General features: G+C 64.8%; 14 protein-coding genes. 7 read left to right on the forward strand and 7 right to left on the reverse strand.

The window, feature by feature from the left end; translation table 11 throughout:
* Window positions 1-3: 3 nt before the first annotated feature.
* Entirely contained in the window at window positions 4-156 is a 153-nt protein-coding gene (locus OSW16_RS06955) for a DUF3309 family protein (RefSeq protein WP_003252624.1), read from the reverse strand.
* A gap of 205 nt (window positions 157-361) precedes the next feature.
* Between OSW16_RS06955 and OSW16_RS06960 the strand changes: the two genes are divergently transcribed.
* Window positions 362-1,177 carry an SDR family oxidoreductase gene (locus OSW16_RS06960; protein WP_267821832.1) on the forward strand — a complete coding sequence of 272 codons (816 nt, stop codon included), beginning with the start codon at window positions 362-364 and terminating at the stop codon, window positions 1,175-1,177.
* A gap of 120 nt (window positions 1,178-1,297) precedes the next feature.
* The gene (gene csrA / locus OSW16_RS06965; RefSeq protein ID WP_241802856.1) at window positions 1,298-1,486 is read left to right on the forward strand and encodes a carbon storage regulator CsrA; all 189 of its coding nucleotides are present in this window, start codon (window positions 1,298-1,300) and stop codon (window positions 1,484-1,486) included.
* Between the two features lie 54 nt (window positions 1,487-1,540).
* Here the strand turns inward: csrA and OSW16_RS06970 are convergent, their stop codons facing one another.
* The 5 genes from OSW16_RS06970 to mnmC form a co-directional block, all read right to left on the reverse strand.
* On the reverse strand, window positions 1,541-1,768 hold the full coding sequence (locus OSW16_RS06970; RefSeq protein WP_039603187.1) for a YheU family protein: 228 nt from the start codon (window positions 1,766-1,768) through the stop codon (window positions 1,541-1,543).
* Between the two features lie 61 nt (window positions 1,769-1,829).
* Window positions 1,830-3,014 (reverse strand): osmoprotectant NAGGN system M42 family peptidase, encoded by a 1,185-nt coding sequence (locus OSW16_RS06975; protein ID WP_267821835.1) that lies wholly within the window; start codon window positions 3,012-3,014, stop codon window positions 1,830-1,832.
* Between the two features lie 144 nt (window positions 3,015-3,158).
* On the reverse strand, window positions 3,159-4,904 hold the full coding sequence (ngg, locus tag OSW16_RS06980; RefSeq protein WP_267821837.1) for an N-acetylglutaminylglutamine synthetase: 1,746 nt from the start codon (window positions 4,902-4,904) through the stop codon (window positions 3,159-3,161).
* A gap of 3 nt (window positions 4,905-4,907) precedes the next feature.
* Window positions 4,908-6,695: an N-acetylglutaminylglutamine amidotransferase gene (locus OSW16_RS06985; protein ID WP_267821839.1), complete on the reverse strand. Its 1,788-nt coding sequence runs from the start codon at window positions 6,693-6,695 to the stop codon at window positions 4,908-4,910.
* A 277-nt stretch (window positions 6,696-6,972) separates the two neighbouring features.
* The gene (gene mnmC / locus OSW16_RS06990; protein ID WP_267821841.1) at window positions 6,973-8,946 is read right to left on the reverse strand and encodes a bifunctional tRNA (5-methylaminomethyl-2-thiouridine)(34)-methyltransferase MnmD/FAD-dependent 5-carboxymethylaminomethyl-2-thiouridine(34) oxidoreductase MnmC; all 1,974 of its coding nucleotides are present in this window, start codon (window positions 8,944-8,946) and stop codon (window positions 6,973-6,975) included.
* Between the two features lie 191 nt (window positions 8,947-9,137).
* On the opposite strand from mnmC, the gene pap reads away from it, so the two are divergent.
* Both pap and OSW16_RS07000 read left to right on the forward strand, forming a co-directional pair.
* The gene (gene pap, locus OSW16_RS06995) at window positions 9,138-10,631 is read left to right on the forward strand and encodes a polyphosphate:AMP phosphotransferase (RefSeq protein WP_267821843.1); all 1,494 of its coding nucleotides are present in this window, start codon (window positions 9,138-9,140) and stop codon (window positions 10,629-10,631) included.
* A gap of 119 nt (window positions 10,632-10,750) precedes the next feature.
* Window positions 10,751-11,713 carry a DMT family transporter gene (locus tag OSW16_RS07000; RefSeq protein WP_267821846.1) on the forward strand — a complete coding sequence of 321 codons (963 nt, stop codon included), beginning with the start codon at window positions 10,751-10,753 and terminating at the stop codon, window positions 11,711-11,713.
* A 306-nt stretch (window positions 11,714-12,019) separates the two neighbouring features.
* Here OSW16_RS07000 and OSW16_RS07005 read toward each other — a convergent pair whose 3' ends face one another.
* Window positions 12,020-13,414 carry a class II fumarate hydratase gene (locus OSW16_RS07005; RefSeq protein WP_267821848.1) on the reverse strand — a complete coding sequence of 465 codons (1,395 nt, stop codon included), beginning with the start codon at window positions 13,412-13,414 and terminating at the stop codon, window positions 12,020-12,022.
* A 155-nt stretch (window positions 13,415-13,569) separates the two neighbouring features.
* Here OSW16_RS07005 and OSW16_RS07010 point away from each other — a divergent pair, with 155 nt between their 5' ends.
* The 3 genes from OSW16_RS07010 (at window position 13,570) to OSW16_RS07020 (ending at window position 15,679) form a co-directional block, all read left to right on the forward strand.
* Window positions 13,570-14,094 carry a DUF2059 domain-containing protein gene (locus tag OSW16_RS07010; protein WP_241802870.1) on the forward strand — a complete coding sequence of 175 codons (525 nt, stop codon included), beginning with the start codon at window positions 13,570-13,572 and terminating at the stop codon, window positions 14,092-14,094.
* A gap of 10 nt (window positions 14,095-14,104) precedes the next feature.
* Window positions 14,105-14,404 carry a BolA family protein gene (locus OSW16_RS07015; protein ID WP_241802871.1) on the forward strand — a complete coding sequence of 100 codons (300 nt, stop codon included), beginning with the start codon at window positions 14,105-14,107 and terminating at the stop codon, window positions 14,402-14,404.
* 342 nt (window positions 14,405-14,746) lie between these two features.
* A complete protein-coding gene (locus OSW16_RS07020) occupies window positions 14,747-15,679 on the forward strand; it encodes a rhodanese-related sulfurtransferase (RefSeq protein WP_267821850.1) in 933 nt (310 codons plus the stop codon).
* Window positions 15,680-15,682: the final 3 nt, after the last annotated feature.

A 15,682-nucleotide genomic window follows, 5' to 3' on the forward strand; every position in this document is an offset into this window, starting at 1 on the left:
GCGCTAGATCATCCCAAGCAACAACAACACCAGCAGTATCACCAGCACCACGCCAATGATGCCGGACGGGCCATAGCCCCAGCTGCGCGAGTGCGGGAAGACCGGTAAGCCACCAATCAACAGCAGGATGAGGATGATGATGAGGATCGTGGTCATGACGGAGTCCTTGCGTGGTTAGGGGTCAAGGGCCTCGAATAGCTGGCCTCTTGTTAATTCGGACCGGCGCCGCTTGGCAAAGATTCCATTTGCTTGGCACGACCGTAGGGTCATGCCCACCCATTCACTACCCTGATGGACCCTCCCTGACGGCAACGCCTTGATTAGACTGGGCTCATCACCCATCAGTACAAGGCCTGCCACCATGCACAAACGCATCATGATCACTGGCGCCGGTTCCGGCCTCGGCCGCGAGATTGCCCTGCGCTGGGCGCGCGAGGGCTGGCGCCTGGCGCTGGCCGATGTCAACGAGCCAGGGCTGCGCGACACCCTTGAGCAGGTGCGGGGTGCCGGTGGCGAGGGTTTCATCCAGCGCTGCGACGTGCGCGACTACAGCCAGCTGACCGCCCTGGCCCAGGCCTGCGAAGAGAAGTTCGACGGTATCGACGTGATCGTCAACAACGCCGGTGTAGCGTCGGGCGGCTTCTTCGCCGAGCTGTCGCTGGAAGACTGGGACTGGCAGATCGCGGTCAACCTGATGGGCGTGGTCAAGGGCTGTAAGGCCTTCCTGCCACTGCTTGAGCGCAGCAAGGGGCGCATCATCAATGTGGCGTCGATGGCGGCCCTGATGCAGGGGCCGGGCATGAGCAACTACAACGTTGCCAAGGCAGGTGTGCTGGCGCTGTCGGAGAGCCTGCTGGTAGAGCTGCGCCAGTTGGAAGTGGCGGTGCACGTGGTGTGCCCGTCGTTCTTCCAGACCAACCTGCTGGACTCCTTCCGTGGCCCGAACCCGGCCATGAAGGCCCAAGTGGGCAAACTGCTGGAGGGCTCGCCGATCAGTGCAGCGGACATTGCCGACTACATCCACCAGCAGGTCGAGGCCGGTGAATTCCTGATCCTGCCCCACGAGGCCGGGCGCCAGGCCTGGCAGCTCAAGCAGCAGGCGCCGCAGCGGCTGTATGACGAGATGGCAGAGATGGCGGTGAAAATGCGTAGCAAGGCCCAAGCGCGCGGATTGTAGTACCGTCTGTAGGGCGAATTACCAGCCAGTGTAGGCTTGCTCTGAATTGCTCCCGGGGCGTTGAGTCAGCGGATTTCCCCATGCAATCTCCGGTTTTTCCTGTTGCCGGAGGGCCGGAACATGTTGGTCATTGGACGTGAAGTCGGCGAAGTCATCAACATTGGTGACGACATTCAGATCAAGGTGGTGGAAACACGCAATGGCATGGTGCGTTTTGGCGTGAGCGCGCCGCGTGAAGTGTCGGTGCACCGGGCAGAGGTGTACAAGCGGATAAAGGCGGGGGAGAAGCGCAAGGGCAAATCGGCTTGATGTCGACGTTACCCACCGCTTCGCGGGCGAGTGCCGCGAAGCGGTGGGTATCGATCAGTCGAGCAGTTCGCGCGGCACATCGTGCTTGGCCAGCAGCTGGCACTGCTGGCTTTCCGGGTCGAACAGGATGAACGCCTGGCCCTTGGCCAGCGCCTGGCGCACCCGCAGCACACGGGTTTCCAGTGGCGTGTCGTCGCCATTGTCGGTGCCGTCGCGGGTGACGAAGTCCTCGATCAGGCGCGTCAGGGTTTCGGCTTGCAGGTGTTCGTAGGGGATCAGCATGGGCGGCAATCAGCTTGGTAACGGAATGCGCCCATGCTACGCCAAACCGGGCCGCTGCGGCTCACTCCTTGTTCCCCACCAGGCTGTCGACTGCAGGCACCCGGGTGTCGCTCTCCATCTGCGCATCATGCTCCAGCTGGTGGCTGAAGCGCTCCAGGGACGCATTGGTCGGGTTGGAATCGCTTGCGAACACCGGCGGGCTGAGCAGGTAGCCCGACAACAGGCGGCTGAGCGCGGCCAGGCTGTCGATATGGGTGCGCTCGTAACCGTGGGTGGCATCGCAACCGAACGCCACCAGCGCGGTGCGGATGTCGTGCCCGGCGGTGACCGCCGAATGGGCATCGCTGAAGTAATAGCGGAACACGTCACGGCGCACCGGCACGTCCTGGTCGCCGGCCAGTTTCAGCAGGTGGCGTGACAGGTGGTAATCGTAGGGCCCCGACGAGTCCTGCATGGCCACACTGACCGCGTGCTCGCTCGATGCCTGGCCGGGTGCTACCGGGGCGATGTCGATGCCGACGAACTCGCTGACGTCCCAAGGCAGGGCAGCGGCAGCGCCTGAGCCGGTTTCTTCGGTGATGGTGAACAGCGGGTGGCAGTCGATCATCGGCTGGCGGCCACTTTCCACCACTGCCTTGAGGGCTGCCAGCAGCGCAGCCACGCCGGCCTTGTCGTCCAGATGGCGGGCACTGATGTGGCCGCTCTCGGTGAACTCCGGCAGCGGGTCGAATGCCACGAAGTCACCGATGGCAATCCCCAAGGACTCGCAGTCGGCGCGGGTGGCGCAGTAGGCGTCCAGGCGCACTTCAACGTGTTCCCAGCTGACGGGCATCTGGTCGATGGCGGTATTGAAGGCGTGCCCGCTGGCCATCAGCGGCAATACGCTGCCGCGGAACACGCCGGTGTCGGTGAAGACGCTGACCCGGCTGCCCTCGGCGAAGCGGCTCGACCAGCACCCCACCGGGGCCAGGGCCAGGCGGCCGTTGTCCTGCAGCTGGCGCACGCTGGCGCCGATGGTGTCCAGGTGGGCCGAGACGGCGCGGTCCGGGGAGCTTTGCCGGCCTTTGAGGGTGGCGCGGATGGTGCCGCGGCGGGTCAGTTCGAAGGGAATGCCCAGTTCGTCCAGGCGTTCGGCGACATAGCGCACGATGGTGTCGGTGAAGCCGGTCGGGCTGGGGATGGCGAGCATCTCCAGCAAGACGCGCTTGAGGTAGTCAAGGTCCGGCTCGGGGTATCGTTCAGACATGGGTACTCCTCAGGTATTGCTTTGCTCTTGCGGGCCCTATCGCCGGCAAGCCGGCTTCCACAGGCAGGGGGTAATGCACAGGTTCAGGACACTGCGCGCGAGACCAGTGGGAGCCGGCTTGCCGGCGAGAGGGCCGTCATGGATTCACGCCAACGCCCGGCTGTGCGGGAACAGCAGGTCGACAAAGCGCTCTGCTGTTGGCTGCGGCTCATGGTTGGCCAAGCCGGCGCGCTCGTTGGCCTCGATGATCACGTAGTCCGGCTGTTCGGCATCACGCACCATCAGGTCCAGGCCCACCACTGGAATCTCCAGCGCCCGCGCAGCGCGCACGGCGGCATCGGCCAGCACCGGGTGCAGGCGCTCGGTAACGTCCTCCAGGGTGCCGCCGGTGTGCAGGTTGGCGGTGCGGCGCACAGCCAGGCGCTGGCCTGCGGGCAGTACGCTGGTGTAGTCGAAACCGGCGTCACGCAAGGTGCGCTCGGTCTCGTCGTCCAGCGGAATGCGGCTTTCACCACCGGTAGCGGCCTGACGGCGGCGGCTCTGGGCTTCGATCAACTGATGGATGCTGTGCTTGCCGTCACCAACCACCTGGGCCGGATGCCGAACCGCCGCTGCAACCACCTCGAAACCGATCACCACGATGCGCAGGTCATGCCCCGGGTGGAAGCTCTCCAGCAGCACGCGGCTGTCGAAGCGGCGGGCGTGTTCGATGGCCTGGCTGACTTCCTCGTAAGTCGTCAGGTTCACCGCCACCCCTTGGCCCTGCTCACCATCGACCGGTTTGACCACCACCGCGCCGTGCTCGTCGAGAAACGCCAGGTTATCGTCGGCATTGCCGGCCAGTTGCTGCATCGGCACCAGCAGGCCTGCGTGGTGCAAGGTTTGCTGGGTCAGGCGCTTGTCCTGGCAGAGGGTCATGCTGACCGCACTGGTCAGGTCGCTGAGCGACTCGCGGCAACGCACGCGGCGCCCGCCGAGGCTAAGGGTGAACAGCCCGCCTGCGGCGTCGTCCACCTGCACCTCGATGCCACGGCGGTAGGCCTCATCGACGATGATCCGTGCATACGGGTTCAACCCCGCCTCAGGGCCGGGGCCAAGAAACAATTGCTGGTTGATGCCGTTCTTGCGCTTGACGGCGAAGGTCGGCAGGTTGCGGAAACCGAGCTTCTCATACAGCCGCTTGGCCTGACGGTTGTCGTGCAGCACCGACAAGTCCAGGTAGGCCAGGCCGCGGCTCATGAAGTGCTCGACCAGGTGGCGCACCAGCACCTCACCCACGCCAGGGCGGGTGCAATGCGGGTCCACGGCCAGGCACCACAGGCTGCTGCCGTGCTCGGGGTCATCGAACGCCTTGCTGTGGTTCAGGCCCATGACGCTGCCGATCACCGCGCCGCTGTCTTCATCCTCGGCAAGCCAGTACACCGGCCCGCCCTGGTGGCGCGGCGTCAGCAGTTCCGGCTGCACCGGCAGCATGCCGCGTGCCTGGTACAGGGTGTTGATCGCCTGCCAGTCGCTGCTGCTTTGTGCGCGGCGGATGCGGAAACCGCGAAACACGCGTTGCGCCTGGCGGTAGTCGGTGAACCACAGCCGCAGCGTGTCGGACGGGTCCAGAAACAGCTGCTGCGGTGCCTGCGCCAGCAGCTGTTGAGGGGCCGCCACATACAGCGCGATGTCACGTTCGCCGGGGCGTTCCTGCTGCAGTGCCTCGGCCAGGCTGGCCGGGTCGGGGTAGGTGTGACCTATCAGCAGCCGGCCCCAGCCGCAGTGCAGCGCACGCGGCTGGTCGTGGGGTTCGCTGCCATCGCCGGCCAGGCGCGCCTGGAGGCGCTCGTAAGACGGCGTCTGGCCACGCAACAGGCGCTGACCGTAGGCAGTTTCATGGGCTTTCATCGGTCAGATTCCTTGTTCGCTGAGCCACAGGTTCAGCGCCGCCAGCTGCCACAGCTTGGAGCCGCGCAGCGGGGTAAGTTGGCCATGCGGGTTGCTCAACAGGCGGTCGATCATGGTCGGGTTGAACAGCCCGCGGTCCTGGCTGGGGTCGGTGAGCAGCTCGCGTACCCAGTCCAGAGTGGCGCCTTGCAGGTGCTTGAGGCCGGGTACCGGGAAGTAGCCTTTCTTGCGGTCGATCACCTCATGGGGGATCACCCGGCGTGCGGCTTGCTTGAGCACATGCTTGCCGCCATCGGGCAGTTTGAAGCGCGCCGGGATACGTGCCGACAACTCGACCAGGCGGTAATCCAGGAACGGCGTACGGGCTTCCAGGCCCCAAGACATGGTCATGTTGTCGACCCGTTTGACCGGGTCGTCGACCAGCATCACCGTGCTGTCCAGGCGCAGCGCCTTGTCCACCGCGTCGGGCGCGCCCGGGCGGGCGAAGTGTTCACGCACGAAGTCGCCGGCCACATCGGTCTCCAGCAGCCAAGGGGCTTGCACGGTATCGCGGTACTCGGCATGGCTGCGGTCGAAGAACGCATCGCGGTAGGCGCCAAAGGCGTCATCGGCGCCGTCCACCTGCGGGTACCAGTGGTAGCCGGCGAACAGCTCGTCGGCACCCTGGCCGCTCTGCACGCCCTTGCAGTGCTTGGCTACCTCGCGTGACAGCAGGTAGAAAGCGATGCAGTCGTGGCTGACCATCGGCTCGCTCATGGCGCGGAACGCGGCCGGCAATTGCTCGATGATTTCGCTTTCGGCGATGCGCAGCTGGTGGTGGCGGGTGCCGTAGTGCTTGGCGATCAGGTCGGAGTACTGGAACTCGTCACCGCGCTCGCCGCCGGCATCTTCGAAGCCGATGGAGAACGTCGACAGGTCATCGACGCCCACTTCCCGCAGCAAGCCGACCAACAGGCTGGAGTCGACGCCGCCGGACAGCAGTACACCCACGTCTACCGCGGCGCGTTGGCGGATGCCGACGGCATCGCGGGTAGCATCGAGCACACGGGTGGTCCAGCCTTCCAGGTCCAGGTCGCGCTCGTCCGGGTTGGGGCCGTAGTGCAGCTGCCACCAGGTCTGGCGCTCGACTTCACCGTGGCGGTCGATGCGCATCCAGGTGCCGGGTTCGAGCTTTTGCACATTGGCCAGCAAGGTGCGTGGCGCCGGCACCACCGCGTGGAAGTTGAGGTAGTGGTTGAGCGCTACCGGGTCGATCATCGGATCGATGTCGCCACCTTTGAGCAGCGCTGGCAGGGTCGAGGCAAAGCGCAGGCGTTCGCCGTTGCGCGACAGGTACAAAGGCTTGACGCCCAGGCGGTCGCGGGCCAGGAACAGGCGCTGGTTGTCGCGCTCCCAGATGGCCAGGGCGAACATGCCGTTGAGCTTGGGCAGCAGGGCCGCGCCCCAGGCGTGGTAGCCCTTGAGCAGCACCTCGGTATCGCCGTCGGACCAGAAGGTGTAGCCCAGGTCCTGTAGCTCTTGGCGTAGTTCGGGGAAGTTGTAGATGGCACCGTTGAAGGCCAGAGACAGGCCCAGGGTGTTGTCGACCATGGGCTGAGCCGAGCCGTCGGACAGGTCCATGATTTTCAGCCGGCGATGGCCAAGGGCAATCGGGCCCAGGCTATGGAAGCCCCAGGCGTCGGGGCCACGGGGCGCCAGGTGATGGGTCATGCGCTCTACCGCGGCGAGATCCGCCGGGCGAGGGGCTTGGTCGATGGGGGTGAAACGCAACTCTCCTGCTAATCCGCACATAGGTCCTTACCGGTTTTTCCGTTGGGGAATCAGCGCCCCGGATTAGGGCGCCTGTAAGGAACTGACCTGGGGGATTTGTGAGAGTTTTAGATCGATCTGTTATAAGTAGTGCCCTGCTTTACGGCCAATCGCCGGCAAGCCGGCTCCCACCGCGACCTCGGAGTTCTTCAGACCTGCGCTTTATCTATGGCAGCAACTGTCTTACTCAACTTCTAAAAGCTGGCGCGATCCCGGTGGGAGCCGGCTTGCCGGCGATTGGGCTGCACAGCAGCCCCATTCACTTCCCCCGAATCAACCTGCGCAAGCCAAACCGGTTCGGGTGGCACGCCTCTGCCACCGCCCGCGGCAGCGGCAACGGCTCGCCACTGACCCACGCCGCAATCAGCTCGCCCGAAAGCGGCGCCGTGATCAGCCCCCGCGACCCATGCCCACTATTCACATACAGCCCCTCCAGCCAAGGGCAGGGCACTTCGGGCACCTGCCGCGCATCCTTGGCCAGTACGGCGTAGGCCTCGGCAAAGGCTGCAGGGTCGGCAACCGGCCCCACGATCGGCAAGTAATCCGGGCTGGTGCATCGAAATGCCGCGCGCCCCTGCAACCGCTCAGGGTCAAGCGCCGCAGCACCCAGCCGCCGGGCCAGGTCGGTAGAGATTTCATCGAGCATCGCCAGGTTGCCCTGGTGTTCGGCCACGGTCGGCGTCAGGTCATCGCTATGGAAGTCAAAGCTGGCGCCCAGCGTGTGCTCTTCACCCCTGGGCGGTGCTACATAGCCCTCGGCGCAGACCACGGTAGCCAGCGCCCGGCTGGCGTCGGTCGCCGGCAGGCGGGTGACCTGCCCGCGGATGCGCTTGAGCGGTAGCTGGGCACAAGGCTCGAAACGCTTCACATCAGCCGCCCCGGCCAGCACCACCACAGGGGCGCTGGCCAGTAACCGGTCGCCGGCCCAGGCTTGCCACAGGCCATCGGCCTTGCGCAGTGCGAGTACATCGTGATGGGCCAGCAGGCGAATGTTGGGGTGCTGCAGTTGTGCCTGGCACAGTGCCGGTGGATGCACCCAGCCGCCTTCGGGGTAGTACAACCCGCCGGCCGGGAGCGCGACCCCGGCGATCGTTTCGGCTTCACTGCGCTGCACTGCTCGCAGCAAGCTGCCCTCGAAGGCGTCGGCGAGCTTGCCCTGGCGTTCGGCTTCCTTGTGGTCGAATGCCAGTTGCAAAACCCCGCACGCATCCCAGTCCTGGCCGCGCTGCAGGCGTTGAAGCTGGCGCCGGGTGTAGCCGAACCCGGACAGGATCATCTGCGACAAAACCGTGCCGTGCGCGGACAGCTTGAGGTACAGCACGCCCTGGGGGTTGCCGGAGGCTTCGCGGGCGGCGGCGTCGTGACGCTCCAGTACCGTTACTTGCCAGCCCCGTGCGGCCAGGCTGGCAGCGCTGGCAGTGCCGGCGAGCCCTGCGCCGATCACCAGGGCCTCGCGCGGGCCTTCGGGCGCTCGTGGCCGCGCGTACCAGGGCGCCGACAGGGGGGCGTTGGGCGGGCCGGTGTACTCACCGCTCATCACCTCCCACTTCTTGCCGATGCCAGGCACCTTTTTCATGGTGAAGCCGGCTTCGATCAGGCTGCGACGCACCCAGCCGGTAGTGGTGAAGGTGCCCAGTGCGGTGCCGGCATGGGACAACCTGGCCAGTTGCCTGAACAGCTCGGGTGTCCACATGTCGGGGTTTTTCGCCGGGGCGAAGCCGTCGAGAAACCACACGTCGATACGCGCGTCCAGCTGCGGCAGCTGCTCCAGCACATCGCCGATCAGCAGGGTGAGGGTGATTCGGCCCTGGTCGAAGGTGAACTGCTGGAAGCCTTGATGCACCGCGACGTACTGCTGCAGAAAGGGTTCGGTGAACCCGGCCAGCTCCGGCCACAGGCGCATCGCGCGGGCCATGTCGGCGTGGCCCAGGGGATACTTCTCGACGCTGATGAAATGCAAGCGGGCATCTGCGTGGGCTGTTTCGGCGAACAGCTGCCAGGCACAGAAAAAATTCATGCCGGTGCCAAAGCCGGTTTCACCGATCACCAGGCAGCCGTGGGGCGCCAGGTCGGCGAAGCGCTGGCGCAGGCGGGTTTGTTCGAGGAACACATGCTGGGTTTCGGCAATGCCCTCGTTGATGGCGAAGTAGACATCGCCGTATTGCCGCGAATGTGGGCGGCCCTGGTCGTCCCAGTCGATCTGGGCATGCTGAAGGAGGGTGGGTGCGGGCATGGCTGGTTTCGCTGGAAGTGGGTAGCTGCAAGCTTCAAGCTACAAGCTGCAAGAAAAAGCAGATGGTGGCACGCCCTGGCTTTTCTTGCAGCTTGAAGCTTGCGGCTTGCGGCTTGCGGCTTGCGGCTTGCAGCTTGCAGCTTCCCCCCAAGATTCCGCTAGTCTTGCTTATCCATTGAAGGAGCGAGTGCATGTTTGAATCCGCGGAAATTGGTCACAGCATCGACGACGATACCTTCGAGGCAGAAGTGCCCGCGCTGCGCGAGGCTTTGCTCGAAGCCCAGTACGAACTCAAACAGCAGGCACGCTTCCCGGTGATCGTGCTGATCAATGGCATCGAAGGCGCTGGCAAGGGCGAGACGGTCAAACTGCTCAACGAGTGGATGGACCCGCGCATGATCGACGTGCTCACCTTCGACCAGCAAACCGATGAAGAGCTGGCCCGCCCGCCCGCCTGGCGCTATTGGCGGGCGCTGCCGCCGAAGGGGCGCATGGGCGTGTTTTTCGGCAATTGGTACAGCCAGATGCTGCAGGGCAGGGTGCACGGGCAGTTCAAGGATGCCGTGCTCGACCAGGCCATCACCGGCGCCGAGCGGTTGGAGCAGATGCTTTGCGACGAAGGTGCGCTGATCATCAAGTTCTGGTTCCACCTGTCCAAGAAACAGATGAAAGCGCGGCTCAAGTCGCTCAAGGACGACCCCTTGCACAGCTGGCGCATCAGCCCGCTGGACTGGCAACAGTCCCAGACCTACGACCGCTTCGTGCGCTTTGGCGAGCGGGTATTGCGCCGTACCAGCCGTGACTATGCACCCTGGCACGTAGTCGAAGGCGTCGACCCCAACTACCGCAGCCTGGCCGTCGGGCGCATCCTGCTGGAAAGCCTGCAGGCCGCACTGGCCGTCAACCCCAAAGGCAAGCACCAGGGCAACATTGCGCCGCTGGGCCGCAGCATCGACCAGCGCAGCCTGCTGGGCGCGCTGGACATGACCCTGCGCCTGGACAAGCAGGACTACCAGGAGCAACTGGTGACCGAGCAGGCACGCCTGGCCGGCCTGCTGCGCCACAAACACATGCGTCGGCATGCCCTGGTGGCGGTCTTCGAGGGTAATGATGCGGCGGGCAAAGGGGGCGCGATCCGCCGCGTGGCCGCTGCGCTGGACCCGCGCCAGTACCGTATCGTGCCAATCGCCGCCCCTACCGAGGATGAGCGTGCTCAGCCGTACCTGTGGCGGTTCTGGCGGCATATCCCGGCGCGCGGCAAGTTCACCATCTTCGACCGGTCCTGGTATGGCCGGGTGCTGGTCGAGCGCATCGAGGGTTTTTGCACCCCGGCCGACTGGATGCGCGCGTATGGCGAGATCAATGATTTCGAGGAGCAGCTGGTGAACGCCGGCGTGGTGGTCGTCAAGTTCTGGCTGGCGATCGACCAGCAAACCCAGCTGGAGCGTTTTGAAGAGCGCGAGCAGATCCCGTTCAAGCGCTACAAGATCACCGAGGACGATTGGCGCAACCGCGAGAAGTGGGACCTGTACGTGGATGCCGTGGGCGACATGGTCGACCGCACCAGCACCGAGATCGCGCCATGGACCCTGGTCGAGGCCAATGACAAGCGCTGGGCGCGGGTGAAGGTGCTGCGCACCCTCAATGAAGCCCTGGAAGCGGCGTTTGCCAAGCACAAGAAATAGCCTGTCGGCATGCCGCGGGGGAATGACCTGATGAATTCTTTTCCCGGCTTTTTTCCCCGGTGGCAGGCAGCAAGCCTTTAGAATCGAGGCACCCCACAACGGGCTTGACCGAGGACTTTATGCACATCACATCCGGGCGCCGGAGCTATGGACTGGCTCTGGCGCTTTTGACTGCACTGCTCTGGGGCATCCTGCCGATCAAACTCAAGCAGGTGTTGCAGGTGGTCGACCCCATTACCGTCACCTGGTTCCGCCTGCTGGTGTCCGGCGGCCTGCTGTTCGCCTGGCTGGCGGCCAAGCGCCGCTTGCCTTCTTTCGCCAAGCTCGGCGCCAAGGGCAAAGGCTTGGTGGGGGTGGCCGTATGCGGGCTGATGGGCAACTACGTGCTGTACCTGATCGGCCTCAATCTGCTGAGCCCCGGCACGGCGCAATTGGTGGTGCAGATCGGCCCGGTGCTGCTGCTGGTGGCCAGTGTGTTCGTGTTCAAGGAACGCTTCAGCTTGGGCCAAGGCCTGGGGCTGATGGTGCTTCTGGCCGGCTTCGGCCTGTTCTTCAACCAGCGCCTGGAAGAGCTGCTGACTTCGCTGGGCGCCTACACCACAGGCGTGCTGACCATCCTGCTGGCCACCAGCATCTGGGTGTTCTATGCCCTGAGCCAGAAACAGCTGCTGACGGTGTGGCATTCGCAGCAGGTGATGATGGTGATCTACCTGAGCTGCGCCGCGCTGCTGACACCTTGGGTGCACCCGCTGGAGGCGCTGCAGCTGACCCCCCTGCAAGGCTGGTTGCTGCTGGCGTGCTGCCTGAACACGCTGGTGGCGTATGGGGCTTTTGCCGAGGCCCTGGCGCACTGGGAGGCATCGCGGGTCAGCGCCACACTGGCGCTGACGCCACTGGTGACCTTTGTGGCGGTGGCGATTGCGGCCTGGCTGTGGCCGGACTATGTGCAGGCCGAGGACATCAATGCCTTGGGCTATGTTGGCGCGGTGACCGTGGTGCTGGGGTCGACACTGGTGGCCCTGGGGCCATCGCTGGTGGCTGGGTGGCGGGCGAGAAGGGCGCGTTTGGCTCAGGTTGGTTGAGAGCCTGTTCCGGCCCTATCGCCGGCAAGCCGGCTCCCACACGGACCGCGCCAGCTTTTAGATGTTGAGCAAGACTGTTGCCCCACAGGTCCCCACCAAGCCTGAAGACTGTGGGGTACCGGTGGGAGCCGGCTTGCCGGCGATAGGGCCCTAAGTACCCGCCAATCAATCAGCCCTGGCCACCCGGCGCCCGCACGTTCTATCGAAGCGTGCGGAGCAACTGTCCCCCTCAAATTTCAAAAGCTGGCGCCATCCCAGGTGGGAGCCGGCTTGCCGGCGATAGGGCCCTAAGCAACAGCCAATCAATCATCCCTTGCCACCGGGCGCCAGCATGTTCTCCGGCCTTACCCACTCATCGAACTGCTCGTTGGTCAGGTATTGCAACTCCAGCGCCGCCTCGCGCAGGGTCTTGCCCTCGCTGTAGGCCTTCTTGGCGATTTCCGCCGCTTTGTCATAGCCGATATGCGGGTTGAGTGCGGTCACCAGCATCAGCCCACGCTCCAGGTGCGCCGCCATCTGCTCGGCATCCGGCTCGATCCCCGCCACGCAGTGCTGCTGGAAGTTGCGGCAGCCATCGGCCAGCAGTTCGATCGACTGCAGCAGGTTATGGATGATCACCGGCTTGAACACATTCAACTGCAGGTGCCCCTGGCTGGCGGCGAAACCGATGGCCGCGTCATTGCCCAGCACCTGGCAGGCCAGCATCGACAGCGCCTCGCACTGGGTCGGGTTGACCTTGCCCGGCATGATCGAGCTGCCCGGCTCGTTGGCCGGCAGGCGCACCTCGGCCAAGCCGGCGCGGGGGCCGGAACCGAGCAAACGCAGGTCGTTGGCGATTTTCATCAAGGCGACCGCCAAGGTTTTCAGTGCCCCGGCCAGGCTGGTCAACGGCTCGTGGCCGGCCAAGGCGGCGAACTTGTTCGGCGCGGTGACGAACGGCAGGCCGGAGAGGGCGGCCAGCTCAGCAGCGATGGCTTCGGCGAACCCCTGCGGGGCATTGAGCCCGGTACCCACGGCAGTACCGCCCTGGGCCAGCTCGCACACCGCCGGCAAGGTGGCGCGGATGGCGCGCTGGGCGTAGTCCAGCTGGGCAACGAAGGCCGACACCTCCTGGCCGAAGGTGATGGGCGTGGCGTCCATCATGTGTGTGCGGCCGGTCTTGACCAGTTTGTGGTGGCGCGCCGCCAGCTCCGCCAGCCCCGAAGACAGCTCGGCGATCGCCGGTAGCAGTTGCTCGTGCACCGCCTGTGCTGCGGCGATGTGCATGGCGGTGGGGAAGCAGTCGTTGGAGCTCTGCGAACGGTTGACGTGGTCGTTAGGGTGCACCGGCGCCTTGCCGCCGCGGCCTTGGCCAGCGAGCTCGTTGGCCCTCCCGGCGATCACCTCGTTGACGTTCATGTTGCTCTGGGTGCCGCTGCCGGTCTGCCACACCACCAGCGGGAACTGGTCATCGTGCTCACCGGCCAACACTTCGTCGGCCGCCTGCTCGATCAGCCGGGCGATGTCCGCGGGCAGGGCGCCATTGCGGTCGTTGACCCTTGCCGCGGCCTTCTTGATCAGCGCCAGGGCGTGCAGCACCGGTAGCGGCATGCGTTCCTTGCCAATGGCAAAGTTGATCAGCGAGCGTTGGGTCTGTGCGCCCCAGTAGGCGTGCTCCGGAACTTCGACCGGGCCCAGGCTGTCTGTTTCGATACGGCTCATGCTGCGTTCACTCCCCTGTCAGTCAGAATCAGCAGTTTAGGCCCCCATGCGATCGCGCGGTTCAATCGCGCTTCGTGCCACTTGAGCGCTGCCCCCTGGCGGGAGCAGAATGCTCATCTCTGAGGTAACGCCTCCCCCTCCTTGAAGGATATGCAATGACCCGTCTCCGTGCCCTCTGTGCTGCCGTCGCCCTGGCCTGTGCCAGCGGCCAGGTGCTCGCTGCCACTGCCAGCCACAACGCTGCCGCCGAGAAATTCCTGACCCTGGCCAACGCTGACAAGCTGGGCACCCCGGTGTACATGCAAGTCCAGCAGATGTTCGCCCAGCGCTTCGCCCAGACCAAGGCCCCGGCCAGCAAGCAGTCGGTGCTCGAGAGCTACCAGGCCAAGGCCAACGCCGCGCTGGACAGCGCCATCGGCTGGAACAAGCTCAAGCCGAAGATGGTCGACCTGTACACCCAGACCTTCACCGAGCAAGAGCTCAAGGACCTGGTCAAGTTCTACCAGTCGCCACTGGGCAAGAAAGTCCTCACCCAGATGCCCAAGGTCACTCAGCAGTCGGCCCAGCTGACCCAGCAGAGCCTGGAGCCGGCAGTGCCGGTGGTGAACAAGCTGCTCGAAGACATGACCAAAGAGCTTGACCCCAATGCCGGCAAGGCCGCCGCCCCTGCCAAGAAGTGAGTGACGCGCGATGACCATGCAGCAACGCATCGAGCAGCAGCTTGCCGCCCTGGCGCCGCAGCACCTTGAAGTGCTCAACGAAAGCCACATGCACAGCCGTGGCCAGGAAACTCACTACAAGGCGGTGATCGTCAGCGAGCAGTTTGCCGGGCTCAACAGCGTCAAGCGCCACCAGAAGGTCTACGCCACCATGGGTGAGCTGATGGGCCAGATCCATGCCCTGGCCATCCACACCTACACCGACGAGGAGTGGGCGAAGGTGGGCGTCGCGCCTGCGTCGCCGGTGTGTGCAGGCGGCGGCAAGCACTGAATCCTTTCTGTCGTTCTGGTACACTCCGCACCATTCCTAGGGGGCCGCTTGGCGGCCCATCGCCGGCAAGCCGGCTCCCACAGGTACAGCGCAGCCCTTGAGCATTGCGCCGGCCTTATGGGAGCCGGCTTGCCGGCTCTCACTGGTACAGCGCAGCCCTTGAGCATTGCGCCGGCCTTATGGGAGCCGGCTTGCCGGCTCTCACTGGTACAGCGCAGCCCTTGAGCATTGCGCCGGCCCTGTGGGAGCCGGCTTGCCGGCGATGGGCTGCAGGGCAGCCCCCAGCTTTTTGCCAAACCCGGTCCGCCCCTTACGAGGGCAACCACCTGGAGATTCAACGCAATGACCCACCCGATCGTCGTGGCGGCGCTGTACAAGTTCGTCACCCTTGAAGACTACGTAGAACTGCGCGAGCCCCTGCTGAAGGCCATGCTCGACAATGGCGTCAAAGGCACTCTGCTGCTGGCCAACGAGGGCATCAACGGCACCGTTTCGGCCACCCGCGAAGGCATCGATGGCCTGCTCGCCTGGCTGCGCAGCGACCCGCGCCTGGTCGATGTCGACCACAAGGAGTCCTACTGCGACGAGCAGCCGTTCTACCGCACCAAGGTCAAGCTCAAGAAAGAGATCGTCACCCTCGGCGTACCCGGCGTGGACCCGAACAACGCCGTTGGCACCTATGTCGAGCCCAAAGACTGGAACGCCCTGATCAGCGACCCGGAAGTACTGCTGATCGACACCCGCAACGATTACGAAGTGGCCATCGGCACCTTCAAGGGCGCAATCGACCCCAAGACCGAGACCTTCCGCGAGTTCCCCGAGTACATCAAGGCCAACTTCGACCCCAGCAAGCACAAGAAGGTCGCCATGTTCTGCACCGGCGGCATTCGTTGTGAAAAAGCCTCCAGCTACATGCTCGGTGAAGGCTTCGAGGCGGTCTATCATCTTAAGGGCGGCATCCTGAAATACTTCGAGGAAGTACCCCAGGAAGAAAGCCTGTGGGACGGTGACTGCTTTGTCTTCGACAACCGCGTCACGGTGCGCCATGACCTGAGCGAGGGCGAGTACGACCAGTGCCATGCCTGCCGCCACCCGATCGACGCCCAGGACCGCGCGTCCGAGCACTATTCGCCAGGCGTGAGCTGCCCGCACTGCTGGGACAGCCTGAGCGAAAAGACCCGGCGCAGCGCCATCGACCGGCAAAAGCAGATCGAGCTGGCCAAGGCCCGCAACCTGCCGCACCCGATCGGTTACAACTATAAAGCCGAGGCCTGATTG

Source organism: Pseudomonas putida, assembly GCF_026625125.1.
Taxonomy (GTDB): Bacteria; Pseudomonadota; Gammaproteobacteria; order Pseudomonadales; family Pseudomonadaceae; genus Aquipseudomonas; species Aquipseudomonas putida_X.

Bases quoted from the DNA above. Each gene is read 5' to 3' on its own strand.
- OSW16_RS06955 (WP_003252624.1), bottom strand. From the start codon at position 156: ATGACCACGATCCTCATCATCATCCTCATCCTGCTGTTGATTGGTGGC.
- OSW16_RS06960 (WP_267821832.1), top strand. From the start codon at position 362: ATGCACAAACGCATCATGATCACTGGCGCCGGTTCCGGCCTCGGCCGC.
- csrA (WP_241802856.1), top strand. From the start codon at position 1,298: ATGTTGGTCATTGGACGTGAAGTCGGCGAAGTCATCAACATTGGTGAC.
- OSW16_RS06970 (WP_039603187.1), bottom strand. From the start codon at position 1,768: ATGCTGATCCCCTACGAACACCTGCAAGCCGAAACCCTGACGCGCCTG.
- OSW16_RS06975 (WP_267821835.1), bottom strand. From the start codon at position 3,014: ATGTCTGAACGATACCCCGAGCCGGACCTTGACTACCTCAAGCGCGTC.
- ngg (WP_267821837.1), bottom strand. From the start codon at position 4,904: ATGAAAGCCCATGAAACTGCCTACGGTCAGCGCCTGTTGCGTGGCCAG.
- OSW16_RS06985 (WP_267821839.1), bottom strand. From the start codon at position 6,695: ATGTGCGGATTAGCAGGAGAGTTGCGTTTCACCCCCATCGACCAAGCC.
- mnmC (WP_267821841.1), bottom strand. From the start codon at position 8,946: ATGCCCGCACCCACCCTCCTTCAGCATGCCCAGATCGACTGGGACGAC.
- pap (WP_267821843.1), top strand. From the start codon at position 9,138: ATGTTTGAATCCGCGGAAATTGGTCACAGCATCGACGACGATACCTTC.
- OSW16_RS07000 (WP_267821846.1), top strand. From the start codon at position 10,751: ATGCACATCACATCCGGGCGCCGGAGCTATGGACTGGCTCTGGCGCTT.
- OSW16_RS07005 (WP_267821848.1), bottom strand. From the start codon at position 13,414: ATGAGCCGTATCGAAACAGACAGCCTGGGCCCGGTCGAAGTTCCGGAG.
- OSW16_RS07010 (WP_241802870.1), top strand. From the start codon at position 13,570: ATGACCCGTCTCCGTGCCCTCTGTGCTGCCGTCGCCCTGGCCTGTGCC.
- OSW16_RS07015 (WP_241802871.1), top strand. From the start codon at position 14,105: ATGACCATGCAGCAACGCATCGAGCAGCAGCTTGCCGCCCTGGCGCCG.
- OSW16_RS07020 (WP_267821850.1), top strand. From the start codon at position 14,747: ATGACCCACCCGATCGTCGTGGCGGCGCTGTACAAGTTCGTCACCCTT.